This window comes from Halomonas sp. GXIMD04776 (assembly GCF_049808615.1).
GTDB lineage: Bacteria > Pseudomonadota > Gammaproteobacteria > Pseudomonadales > Halomonadaceae > Modicisalibacter.
The window spans coordinates 1-13,012 of the sequence record NZ_JBNCAN010000007.1; the positions used below are offsets into that span (position 1 = coordinate 1).

Sequence of the window (13,012 nt, forward strand, 5' to 3'; positions counted from 1 at the left end):
GCATTGGCAGCAACGGTAGCTACACTTTCACGCCGGTCGAGAATTGGAATGACCAGGTGCCGGCGGTGAGTTACACCGTCACCGATGGTGAACTGACAGATACCGCAGAGCTCAATCTGTCCGTATCCGCGGTGAATGACGCGCCAATCGCCGAAGGCGATGCCGGGACGGGTGATGAAGATACTGTGCTCACCGGCAACGTTCTCGATAATGACAGCGACGTTGAGAACGATTCACTAAGTGTCAGCGACTTCACCGTCAATGGCGCGACGTATCAGTCAGGCGAAACCGCCGAACTCGAGGGCATCGGCTCGCTGACCATCGGCGATGACGGAAGCTACACCTTCACGCCCGATGCAAACTGGAACGGTCAGGTCCCGGCGGTGAGCTACACCGTCACCGATGGGGAACTGACCAACACTGCCGAGCTGAACCTGACTGTCACGGCGGTGAATGACGCGCCGGTGGCTCAAGACGATAGCGCCACCGGCAATGAAGACACCACTATCACTGGCAACGTGTTAGTCAATGACAGTGACGTTGATGCCAATACTAACTTGTCCGTCAGCGACTTCACCGTCGACGGCAATACCTACCAAGCCGGCGACACTGCTGAACTCGAGGGTATCGGTTCGCTCAGCATTGGCAGCAACGGTAGCTACACTTTCACACCCAACGATAACTGGAACGGCCAGGTGCCGGCGGTCAGCTATACCGTGACCGACGGCGAACTGACGGATACCGCCGAACTCAATCTGGCCGTATCGGCAGTGAACGACGCACCGGTGGCCAAAGGCGATAGCGCCACCGGCGATGAAGACAATGCGATCACCGGTAATGTGCTGACCAACGATCGCGATGTTGACGCTGGCAGCAATCTGTCCATCAGCAATTTCACGGTGGGCGGTACTTCCTACCAAGCCGGCGAAACCGCCGAATTGGAAGGCATCGGTTCGTTGAGCATCGCCAGCGACGGCAGCTACACCTTCACGCCCAATGACAACTGGAACGGGCAGGTGCCTGCGGTGAGTTATACCATCACCGACGGTGAGCTAACGGATACCGCCGAACTCAATCTGGCCGTCACGCCGGTGAATGATGCGCCGGTGGCCGAGGATGACGCTGCGACTGGATCAGAAGATGCTGCGCTGACTGGCAATGTGCTGGCCAACGACAGTGACATCGAAGGCGATACACTCGCGGTCAGCAGTTTCACTATCGATGACACAATCTACCAAGCTGGTGAGACAGCCGAACTCGACGGTATCGGCTCGCTCAGCATTGGCAGCAACGGTAGCTACACTTTCACGCCGATCGAGAATTGGAATGGCCAGGTGCCGGCAGTCAGTTACACCGTCACCGATGGTGAACTGACAGATACCGCAGAGCTCAATCTGACCGTCACGCCGGTGAATGATGCGCCAAGCGCCGAAGGCGATAGTGTTACTGGTGACGAAGACACTGTGGTCACTGGCAACGTGCTGACCAACGATAGCGACGTCGATGCCGATAGTGACTTGTCCGTCAGCGACTTCACCGTCAATGGCGCGACGTATCAGTCAGGCGAGATTGCCGAACTCGAGGGTGTCGGCTCGTTGAGCATCGCTGGCGATGGCAGCTACACCTTCACGCCGGTCGAGAACTGGAATGGCCAGGTACCGTCGGTGAGCTACACCGTCACCGACGGGGAGCTCACGGATACTGCTGAGCTGAATCTGGCCGTATCGGCGGTGAATGATGCGCCAGTCGCTGAAGATGATATTGAAACTGGTGCTGAAGATAACGAAATCATCGGCAACGTGCTGGCTAACGACAGCGACGTTGATACGGACAGCGATGACCTTTCCGTTAGCGGCTTCAGCGTTGAGGGTGTTTCCTACCAAGCCGGCGAGACTGCCGAACTTGAGGGCATCGGTTCGTTGAGCATCGCCAGCGACGGGAACTACACCTTTACGCCGCGCGAGAACTGGAACGGGCAGGTGCCGGCGGTGAGCTATACCGTGACCGATGGAGAGTTGACGGATACCGCTGAACTGAATCTGTCCGTATCGGCAGTGAATGATGCCCCCGTGGCTGAAGCCGATAGTGCCACCGGCGATGAAGACACCACTATCACTGGCAACGTGTTAGCCAATGACAGTGACGTCGAAGGCAATACACTCGCGGTCAGCAACTTCACCGTCGACGGCACCGTCTACCAAGCCGGCGAGACCGCCGAATTGGAAGGCATTGGCTCGCTTAGTATTGCTAGCGACGGTAGCTACACCTTCACACCCAACGATAACTGGAACGGCCAGGTGCCGGCGGTCAGCTACACCGTCACCGACGGTGAGCTGACGGATACCGCCGAGTTGAATCTGACCGTATCCGCAGTGAACGACGCACCGGTTGCCGAAAGCGATAGCGCTGTTGGCAACGAAGATACGCCGATCAGTGGAAACGTCCTCGCCAACGACAGAGATGTTGACGCTGATAGCGATCTGTCCGTCAGCGGCTTCACCGTCAATGGCGCGACGTATCAGTCAGGCGAAATCGCCCAGCTCGACGGTGTCGGCTCGCTCAGCATCGCCAGCGACGGTAGCTATACCTTCACGCCGGTCGAGAATTGGAATGGCCAGGTCCCGCCGGTCAGCTATACCGTGACCGACGGCGAACTGACGGATACTGCCGAGTTGAATCTGACCGTATCCGCAGTGAACGACGCACCGGTGGCTCAAGGCGACAGCGCCACCGGCGACGAGGACAATGCGATCACCGGCAACGTACTGGCCAACGACAATGACGTCGACGCTGATAGCAATCTGTCCATCAGCAATTTCACGGTGGGCGGTACTTCCTACCAAGCCGGCGAAACCGCCGAATTGGAAGGCATCGGTTCGTTGAGCATCGCCAGCGACGGCAGCTACACCTTCACGCCCAATGGCAACTGGAACGGCCAGGTGCCACCGGTCAGCTACACCGTCACCGACGGTGAACTGACCGACACTGCCGAGTTGAATCTGACCGTATCCGCAGTGAACGACGCACCGGTGGCTCAAGGCGACAGCGCCACCGGCGACGAGGACAACGCGATCACCGGCAATGTCTTGGCCAATGACCGTGACATCGATAGTAATTCGCTCAGTGTCAGTGATTTCAGCATCGGTGGTACGACGTATCAGGCCGGCGAAATTGCTCAGATCGACGGCATCGGTTTGCTGACCGTTGGCGGTAATGGCAACTATACCTTTGTTCCTGAGGAGAACTGGAGCGGCCAAGTGCCGGCGGTAAGCTACACCGTCAGCGATGGGGAGCTGAGCGATACCGCGACGCTCAAGTTGATGGTCACGCCGGTCAATGACGCGCCTGTTGCGGAGAGTGATGCTGCCAAGCTCTTTGAGGACACATCGCGCAGCGGCAACGTGCTGACCAATGATAGTGATATCGATAGCGCTGTGCTCAACGTCAGCGATTTCACGGTGGGTGGCACGACTTACCAGGCTGGTGATACCGCCGAGCTGGAGGGCGTCGGTTCGCTCGTGATCAATGGCAATGGTCACTATCACTTTACGCCCAATGCCAACTGGAATGGCAAGGTGCCACCGGTCAGCTACACCGTCACCGATGGGGAGCTCACGGATACCGCCGAGCTGAATTTGACCGTTACCCCGGTGAACGACGCGCCCGTTGCTCAAGACGATAGCGCCACCGGCGACGAGGACAACGCGATCACCGGCAATGTCTTGGCCAATGACCGTGACATCGATAGTAATTCGCTCAGTGTCAGTGACTTCAGCGTCGGTGGTACGACGTATCAGGCCGGCAAAACCGCTCAGATCGACGGCATCGGCTCACTTACCATCGGTGGCGACGGCAGCTACACCTTTACGCCCGATGCAAACTGGAACGGTCAGGTCCCGACGGTGAGCTACACCGTCAGCGATGGCTCACTCGTCGATACCGCCATACTCGATCTGGCCGTCACACCGGTCAACGATGCCCCGATGGCCGTCGACGACACGAATGGCGTTTCCTTCGGCGATAGCGTCTCAAGGAGCGATAGTGATGGCGTCTTGAGCAACGACAACGATCTGGAGGGTAACGCCATAGGTGTCATCCGGATCGAAGGTACCAACGTTGCGCAAAGCGGAAGCGCGAGTGTCGTCGGCCGGTACGGTACGTTGGAAATCGATTCGCTAGGAGGTTATACATACGCCTCGAACTTGGGCACGCCGGTACTCTACGGGTTTGAAACCGGCGATGATCGCCTGGGCCGGAGCGAACTCAATCTGCTCGAGAGCTTCGCACTCAGTGATGATGCGCAGCAGCGCGTGGCGTCGACGAGCAACGGCGCAGGCGTCGCTGGCAGTAATGGCCGCTTGGTGCCGGATCAGATCAACGACAATGGCGAGGTCCTGATTGCGGATCTCGGGACGTCAGTCAGCAACGCTTCCTTCGGTGTCTCCAAGCTGTTCAACGAGGAACAAGGGAGCGAGGCGGGCAAATGGTATGCCTACGATAACCAGGGCAAGCTGGTAGGCTCTGGAGTGATCGATGCCACGACGGTCGACTATGGTCCGGAGAGTAACAATAGTGGTCGCGTCACAATCGACAATATCGAAGGCGGCTTCCGCTACCTGGCCTTCGAAAGCTTCCCCTATAAGGACACGGCATCGACTCAGGATGGTGGCGATTTCTTCGTCACCGATGTCCGTGTTCAGGACGCGTTCGACTATACCATCGCTGATGAGGCGGGCGCCGAGGCGAGTGCTACTTTGACGATCGATGCCGAGGCGTCGTTCATCGACTATCGGCCTCCTGCGGAGAGCATCGATCCCCCCGAGGCTAGTATTACCATTGAGACGCCTCTGTTCGGTGACGACAACCTGCTAAGCAACAGCGAAGCGCGCCAGGCCATCACGTTACGGGGTAGCGTCGGTGGTGATGCCGAGGCGAACGATCAGGTGGTGGTGAAGATCGGCGGCATCGATTACACCACGAGCGTGACCGATGCCTTGACCTGGAGCGTCACTGTTCCTGCCAGCGCAGCGGTGCTGCTCGAAACCGGCCAGGTTAGCGCCAGCGTCAGCGGTGAGGACGTCTGGGGTCAACCGTTCAGTGCGGTCGACAGCGTCGACTACCAAGTGGCCGATCCCGGCACTCTATCCGTGGGCAACAATGCCGATAACGAGATTGCGCTGGGCAGCGGCGACGACGTTCACGTCGGTGACAAGGGCGGCAAGGTCACGTTGATCGACCCGGCCAAGAACTACAACATCTCCTTGATGGTCGACGTGTCGGCCAGCATGAACGCCGCTTCCGGTACCGCGGGTCTGACGCGCCTGGAATTGACCAAGCAAGCCTTGCAGAACCTGGCCGAGCAGCTCGAAGCGCACGAAGGAACGGTCAATGTGCAGTTGGTGACGTTCTCCGATAAGGGCAGCACCAAGGTCAACATTCAGGATATCGATAGCGACAGCGCTAGACGTCTGGAGAAGGCCATCGATAAGCTTGCGGCAGGGGGAGGCACCAATTATCAGGCGGCCTTTATCAAGGCACAGGAGTGGTTCAACGATCAGAGTGCTCAGGGTGCCTCACAGGAAGCCGGCTTCCAGAATCTGTCCTACTTCCTGACCGATGGCGATCCTACTTATTACTTCGATTCAAAAGGAAAGGTGACTGGACCGGGCAACAGCACGAACTACGATGTTTTGAAAGCATCTGTAGATGCCTTCGAATCGCTAAGCACTGTCAGTCAGGTCAATGCCGTGGGGATCGGCAGCAATATCTCCGAGCAGTATCTGCGCTTCTTCGACAACTCAAGCGTTGCTGGCGAGGGCACTGAGCGAGTCGTCGCAGGGTATTTTCTTGGCATTCCTTATTCCCGGCCTGTATCCGGCCCTGTCGGTCAGGTGGAGATCGCCAATAACGCCGACGATCTACGGGCGGCGCTGGAGGGCAGTTCGCAGTTCGAGGAACTGGCAGAGCTGGGCGATGACGTGGTGGCCGGTGGCGCAGGCAACGACATCCTCTTCGGCGATACGCTCAACACGGATCAACTGGCCTGGACCAATGCCAATACTGGGGACGTGTTTACCGCCGGCAGCCATGATGGCCTGGGCTATCAGGGACTAAGTGAGTATCTGCGCTGGTCTTTAAACGGAGGAGAGGCGCCCAGTGATGCGCAAATGTCATCCTATGTTCGCGACAATGTCGAGAGTCTGATTGGGGACGGACGCGGCAATAGTGGCGATGATTGGCTCGATGGTGGCAGAGGCGATGACATTCTCGTGGGCGGCAATGGTAACGATACGCTAATTGGCGGTGCTGGTGATGATCTTCTTTACGGTGGGGTTGGCGCGGACGTCTTTGCCTGGTCATTCGGCGATCAGTCCAGTGAACAGTCGCCAGCGCGGGATGTGGTAAAGGATTTTACTCTCGACCCGGTCAATGGCTATCGCGCCGAGGGAGAAGGCGACCGTTTGGAATTGGCGGAACTATTGCAGGATGAGAGTGGCGACACTATTGACAATTACATCTCTGCCAAGGAGGAGGCTGGGAGCACGGTGCTGTTCATCAGCTCGAATGGTCAGCTAGGCAACGATGGGGCTGGCGCCGATCAGACAATCGTTCTCGAAGGGGTCAGCATGGCGGATCAAAGCTCATCGGACTTCATCAAGTCGCTGATCGATAACCAGCAGCTGCATATCGATCAGTAAGCGAGTGTAGAACGCCAAGGAACACCTTGCCCGGCGACGCCGGGCAGAGGTGCTTGTCTAGTCTTTGACCAGATCCAGGTAATGTCGAACCCCTGGACCGGTCACTCCGTCGAAACCTAGCGCGAATAGGCAATCCCGCTCCGCGTCGCAGATGATGCCTTGACCAATGATCTCTATGCCAATGGAATGGCAAAGAGTGACGATACCGCTCAGGAAAGGATGGGTGTGTTGCTGAAGATGAATGTCTCGCACCAGCCATGTATCGATCTTGATATAGGACAACCCAAGACCCTGCAGGTCGGTGAGTTTGGCGAATTCGGGGCCGGCACGCTCCAGTCCTATCCTGCACCCAAAGGCGCGCAGCTCCAGTGCTAGCGGGCGGAAGATATCCATGTGTTGGACGGCTATCGATTCGGGTACTTCAATCCGTAGTTGCTTGGCCTCTTCGGGGCGACTGTTCAGGTATTGGCGCAATATCGCCGTAAAACGACTGTCGAAGATCGCATCCCGGGACAGGCCGATGCTTAAGGGCTTGCCTTTCTGGGCAATCGTTTCGAGGGCCGTGTCGACGATGGCCAGATCGAAATCGCAGCTCAACCCGACCCGCGACAGCCAAGGCAGGAAGACACCCCCCGCTTGCCATTCACCTTCCAGTTTGAGCTGCGCCGGTGACTCGTAATGCATCAGTCTGCTGAATTGATCGAGCACTGGATGGCGCGCCAGTTGAATCCCGTCGAGTCGTTTGGCTTGAATCAAGGCATGACGCCATTCCTTATGGGTGTTATAGAGCGGCTGTTGCGTATCGAGATTGACAACCTCGATGCAGTTACCGCCTCTCGTTTCCGCCGTGGCTAGAGCGCCGTCGAGTGCGCTGAACAATTCGCGCCGATCGTCTCCGCGAGCATAGCCTATGAGTGATATCGGCAGTGTGATATCAATCCGGGCTTCCTCGAGATGCGCGTGCAATTCCTTTTCCAGGCGCTGCCGCAGTTGCTGGGTGTCATCGCAACCTGGCAGCAGAATGGCGAAATCACTGCCATTTAGGCGTCCTACCTGGCCTTGATCGTAATGCGATGCCGTGTCGACGAGCATGTTCGCGAAGTGAGCCAGCAGTTGATTCGTGGCTCTGTACCCTAGACGCTTATTGAGTTCTGCAAGATTGAGCAACCGTACCAGAACGATGTGCCCCCTGGCGGCATCGCTATCATCATTCAACAGAGTATCGACCCGCTTGACGAATATATCGCGCTTGATGACACCGGTGATGTCGTCCTGCTGCAACTTCTGGCGTAGGTGATCGAGGGTCTGGCTTTCCTGATTGAACAGCGTGCTCATGGTCATGGAAAGATGATTCATGGCTGTCACCACCTCGCGAAGCTCACGGGTTCGGGGTTGCTCTTCGCAAACGCTGAAGTGATGTTGACCAATGTTTCGTGCCTGGGTGATCACGGACTGCAAAGGGCGTCTTATCGTACGTACGATCCACCAGGCAAGACCGGTACTGATCAGTGCTGCAATGGCAAACCAGCTCAACAGATCGATGACGGTTTGCCACAGCAGCCGGTAGGCATAGCCAGGGTGGCTCTCGACGATGATCGTTGCGTATTGCTGCCAGCCGTTCTGGATGACTGCCTTGCCCGCCGGAATGGAGAAGTCCACCCAGTCCGCGAACCACGCTGGTACGTCGGCAATGGCCGCGTCACTCACGCGACGTAGCAGGGTCTCTCCTTCAGGAGTGACCAGCTCGACACGACGGTAATGGCCGGTGTCGAATTGGGCGGCAATCAGTAGCTCGACGACGACCGGGTCCTTGTCGAGCTGGCTCAAGGAAAGTGCCAGAGCGTTGGCATTGTCGGCATTCTTGATACGCAGTTCCTGTTCGAAATATTGTGTGCTGGTCATCATGCTGATGAACAGGCTGCCGCCTAACGAAATGACCAATACTGCGAGAATGGTCAGCCACAACTGTTTTATCAGTGACATCAATGGGCTCTCTCGTTGTGCCAGGTTCGAATGTCAGGTCGTGTTTTGTCGTTCATAGAGTTCCTTCCTTTGACATGCGCTGAAGCACCTCGCGCCAGCGCGACAGCCGCTGAGTGGGATCGGCTAACGAAGGCGAGCCTCCACCGGTCCAGAGGCCGTCGCTATTGAAGCTGAAGACAGGGCTGAGATCGCTGCGCTGGCTGGCGGGGAGGATGGTCGGCAGCAGGTTGTCGAGCACCTGTGGTTCATCGCTGGGCGTCGCGTAATACCCAAGCACCATGTGGGCTTGAGACAGATCACTACGACCGACACGAGCGCGTACATAGATCATGCGCAGATGGCGTCCGGGGATACCTAACCGCTTGAGTGTCTGGTATTTGGCGATGGCATAATCCTCACAATCGCCAGCGCCCTTGGCCAGGGTCTCCAGAGGTGTCGCCCAGAAGTCTTCCTTGCCCCAGATCTGGATATCGTCGATCCAGCGCACGCGCTGATTGAAGAAGTCATTGACCCCTTTGAGTCGGTCGGCCGTGCTACGATCTTTCAGGTCGCGCAGTAATCCAAGCCAGGCATCGAGCGCCACGTCGCCGTCACGACCGTAGCGTTCGATCATCAAGGTGCGCATCCGCTCGATATCCATGGACCCATTCGCCAGCCCATCCACGCCGCTTGCCAGTGCCAGCAGAGTGGCACCGGCGCTGCGCAAAAATCGGCGACGGGTGAAGGTGTTGCCGTGCGAAGGCGGAGGCATGAACAGGCGGTACCCTCACAGAGGAAACGAAAAATGATGTCGATCATACGTCCGGAGAGTGAGTCTCGAAGGGCTTAGAAGAGGGGGTAATGATGCCTATTTCGTATGCTGGAAAACGTTGTGAGGTGTTAACGGTGGAGGGCAGGCACTCAAGAGCAGGTATTCAAGGAAAGCACCGGTCCCTATGCCTTGCCAGGCCCTTGCCAGATTTGCAGACGACCTAACCAATCGAGATTGGTGCCGGCCTGACGCAGTTTCAGGGCCTGAGCATCCAGGTCATGCTGATGAGCGGCGTTGGGGACATAGAGCGAAATATCGACACGATTGTCCAGGTAATGGAGATCCAGAGCGATGCGCTGCTGCCACAGCGGCATATCACCCCAGGCTGCTTCCAGGGCGTTCTCGATATCGGCACGTAAGGGGGCGCCTGGCAATTGGTCGGGGCTGGCGAGTGCGGAGTCGTCCTGCGGATCGATATGAAATATCACGTCATATAGACGAGGGTGGGCGTGGCGCAGCTCGCGACTGACCTGATTGCCGATCTCGTGGGCCTCGGATACGGTCAGGCGGGGCGCGACCACCAGGTGGAAATCGAGCAGTACCTGGCCGGCCACGGTACGGGTACGCAATTGATGAACGCTGCGCACCCCCGGCACCTGTTGGGCCTGGAAGCGCATCTGGCGCTGCTCTTCCTCCGGCAGGGCAGTGTCGATCAGTTCCCGGGTCGAGTCCCACAGGAGTGAAGCGCCGATCTGACCGACCAAGAGCCCGACGGCGATGGCCGCCACCGCATCCAGCCATTGGATACCGAACTGAGCCCCCACCAGGCCGATCAGGACCACCACCGTTGACAAGGCGTCACTGCGCGAGTGCCAGGCGTTGGCCTTGAGCAGTTGTGAGTCGATGCGCTTGGCGACCCGGAGGGTATAGCGAAAGATCCATTCCTTGGTCACCAATGCGACCACCGCCAGTGCGATGGCCCAGGGACCGGGCGGTGCAATCGCTACATTTTCGAGCAGGCGGCTCAGGCTGGCCCAGGCGATACCACCAGCAACGAAGATCAGCACGCTGCCCAGCAGCAAAGTGCCCAGCGTCTCGATGCGTCCGTGGCCGTAAGGGTGATCGCTGTCCGGTGCTTGACGGCCATAGTGGGTGGCGACCACGACGAAGGCATCCGTGGCAACATCGGAAAAGGAGTGGATGCCGTCGGCTACGAGCGCGGCGGAGCCGACGGCGTACCCCACGATCATCTTGGCAAGACCGAGTGCGGTATCCAGAATCGCGCCGATCAGGGTGACCTTGTGGGCGGCGCGGGTATCGCTGTCGCGATTACGTTGAGCAGGCATGGCCTATGTCTCGGGCAAGCGCCCGGCACGGTTGAGCGCCGGATTGGCATACTGCGCCAGCCACCAGTCGCGCAGGTGCCCGGGAACGCTTTCGAGCCGCGTGGTAAATCGCTCTCTATCGGCGCTGGTGACTTCGCTCATATCGATCAGATCCGGCGCCAGTCCACTGGCTTCCAGGGCCAGTTCGTGGCTGGGAAACAGATGATAACCGTCCAGTACCTGGCGAGTGATTTCCTCGGCAACCTGATCGGGCGTTTCGAAGTCGGCGTCCAGTACCTCGCCGAAATTGAGGTGAATACGCCCCTTGGCACCGGTGATGCCGGCGACGATGGAACGAATGTCCTCGAATTCGACTTTTTCGTAACGTCCTTCGGTATGCAGCGCATGCAGCTCTCGCGCTTTCTGCAGATCACAGGGGTCATACTCGTAGCTGATCGACACGGGCACCATACGCAGTTCGCGAATAGCGTCGGCGAAGCTGGCTTCCTTGTCGTGCTGGCGACGGGCCATGGTCAGCATCTTGATGATGGCTGGATCGGCGCGGTCGATGCCGTTCTTGGCGCGCCCCTCGCGCTGGGCCAGCCACACCGAATGATTGTCGACGCTGATCGAATGTCGGATATAGCCGGACAGCGCTTGATAGGCGGTCAGCATGGCACGCTTGCCCTTGGCGCTGCGCGGCACGATAAAGCTTTTGTTAAGCCGCATCAGATCGGTGACATACGGCTTTTGCAGCAGGTTATCGCCGATGGCGATACGTACCGTATTGCGCCCGGCCTGATACAGCGCATAATTGACGAAGGCCGGGTCGAGCGTGATGTCGCGGTGATTGCCGATGAACAGATAGGCGGTATCTGAATCCAGTTTATCCAGTCCCGTCACCTCGAACCCATCGGTAGTGGTCGCCAGCATGCGCCGCATGTAGTAGGCGATGTGATCCTGAAGTTTGCCGACACTGTCCACGCCCCGCATCTGCCGCTTCACTGCGATGCCCGCCAGCGCGCGGGCAAGCCAGGGCGCGTATTGCGCTAACCGCGGAAGTCGATAGCGAGTGATGGCGTCCAGAAATTCAGGGTTGTGCGCCAGGCGCGCCAACACGTCGGCCACCTCGTCATCGTGATAGGGCCGAATGTTCTCGTAAAGATCTTGAGTCGCTTGTTGTGTCATGGTGTCGGTGCAGTGGAGACGGCTTCGCCTCCCAGCCAGTCGATGAGTTGTTCTATGGCATCCGCCAGGACCTTGGTCATCAGTGCGAAATCGGTCTCCAGACGCAGTACTGCATCGCCGCCATCGTCGGTCTGACTGGCCTCATCGAGTAGCGTATCAGCGAAACGCAATGACTTTAATGCCAAGTCGTCGCTGAGTATCATGGACATAGATTCATTGATGGTAAAGGCTAGGCGCGTGGCTTGTCGTCCAGCGTCCAACGCGGTTTGTATCTCGTCGCAATCGAGATCCATTTGACGTCCGCGCAGTACGCTCTCATCGCCGCTGAGGGCCTTGAGTTCGACCTGATCGCCCAGTGTCAGGGCTTCAGGGCGTTTGGAGCGGTCGCCAAGCCATTCGGTCATCGCACGGATAGGCGTAGTGCGGGTCGCCAGTGGCGTTACCTTGAGACTGCCCAGTGTCTGGCGCAATAGGTCGAGAATATCCTCGGCACGCTTGCGACTCGAGGCATTGATACCTATCAGGTTGCGCTGGGTGTCCCACCATAGATCGAAGCGCTGCGTGCGCACGAAGGCTCGCGGTAGGAATTCTTCGTAGATCTGTTCCTTCAGCGCCTGTTTTTCCTGACGACGAAGAGGTCGGCCTTCCGCGGTTTCGATATCCGCGGCACGGCTCTCGACTTCTTCCTTGACGACCGAGCTGGGTAGGAGGCGCTCTTGACGCAGGGCAGACAGCAGTCGGTGGCCCTGAATTTCATGTAAGCGCTGCTCACTGCTGCGCCCAGCAGGGGGGCTCCAGCCTAGGCGCCGGGCTTCGGCACCCCCTAGGGGACGAAACGCCTGCTCGTCCAGGGCCACGATCAGGTCGTCGTTGTTCAGCGTCGGAGCATCATGAACGCGGTAAAGATGTAAGTGCTTGAACCACATGGTATCGCCTTGGGTAAAAGGGGACATATTATGGCCAATACCCCAAGCGGGTACCAGTATCGAATAGAAGGAACAAAAGGCAGGTGTTAACCGTTTTGCATATTTCAGAGGATAGCGAAGCGCCTTACTGAACAATAAAGG

6 protein-coding genes are annotated in these 13,012 nt (G+C 58.1%); 1 reads left to right on the top strand and 5 read right to left on the bottom strand.

From position 1 onward, the window contains the following. Positions 1 to 2: 2 nt before the first annotated feature. Positions 3 to 6,698, top strand: a complete 6,696-nt coding sequence (locus ACPF7Z_RS06050; RefSeq protein ID WP_425192297.1) for a tandem-95 repeat protein — start codon at positions 3 to 5, stop codon at positions 6,696 to 6,698. 57 nt (positions 6,699 to 6,755) lie between these two features. Here the strand turns inward: ACPF7Z_RS06050 and ACPF7Z_RS06055 are convergent, their stop codons facing one another. From ACPF7Z_RS06055 to ACPF7Z_RS06075, 5 genes are all read right to left on the bottom strand, one after another. Further along, positions 6,756 to 8,681, bottom strand: coding sequence for a bifunctional diguanylate cyclase/phosphodiesterase (locus tag ACPF7Z_RS06055; protein ID WP_425192298.1), 1,926 nt, complete (start codon positions 8,679 to 8,681; stop codon positions 6,756 to 6,758). A 52-nt stretch (positions 8,682 to 8,733) separates the two neighbouring features. Then, positions 8,734 to 9,432 carry a transglutaminase-like cysteine peptidase gene (locus ACPF7Z_RS06060; RefSeq protein WP_425192299.1) on the bottom strand — a complete coding sequence of 233 codons (699 nt, stop codon included), beginning with the start codon at positions 9,430 to 9,432 and terminating at the stop codon, positions 8,734 to 8,736. Positions 9,433 to 9,614: 182 nt separating this feature from the next. After that, the gene (locus ACPF7Z_RS06065; protein ID WP_425192300.1) at positions 9,615 to 10,778 is read right to left on the bottom strand and encodes a cation diffusion facilitator family transporter; all 1,164 of its coding nucleotides are present in this window, start codon (positions 10,776 to 10,778) and stop codon (positions 9,615 to 9,617) included. A 3-nt stretch (positions 10,779 to 10,781) separates the two neighbouring features. Then, the gene (locus ACPF7Z_RS06070; protein ID WP_425192301.1) at positions 10,782 to 11,945 is read right to left on the bottom strand and encodes a 1-acyl-sn-glycerol-3-phosphate acyltransferase; all 1,164 of its coding nucleotides are present in this window, start codon (positions 11,943 to 11,945) and stop codon (positions 10,782 to 10,784) included. After that, complete coding sequence (locus ACPF7Z_RS06075; RefSeq protein ID WP_425192302.1) at positions 11,942 to 12,871, bottom strand: recombination-associated protein RdgC; 930 nt, start codon at positions 12,869 to 12,871, stop codon at positions 11,942 to 11,944. Before ACPF7Z_RS06075 ends, ACPF7Z_RS06070 begins: the two co-directional genes overlap by 4 nt. Positions 12,872 to 13,012 lie beyond the last annotated feature (141 nt).

Coding starts and splice junctions, on each gene's coding strand:
- ACPF7Z_RS06075 (WP_425192302.1), bottom strand. CDS start 12,871: ATGTGGTTCAAGCACTTACATCTTTACCGCGTTCATGATGCTCCGACG.
- ACPF7Z_RS06065 (WP_425192300.1), bottom strand. CDS start 10,778: ATGCCTGCTCAACGTAATCGCGACAGCGATACCCGCGCCGCCCACAAG.
- ACPF7Z_RS06055 (WP_425192298.1), bottom strand. CDS start 8,681: ATGTCACTGATAAAACAGTTGTGGCTGACCATTCTCGCAGTATTGGTC.
- ACPF7Z_RS06060 (WP_425192299.1), bottom strand. CDS start 9,432: ATGCCTCCGCCTTCGCACGGCAACACCTTCACCCGTCGCCGATTTTTG.
- ACPF7Z_RS06070 (WP_425192301.1), bottom strand. CDS start 11,945: ATGACACAACAAGCGACTCAAGATCTTTACGAGAACATTCGGCCCTAT.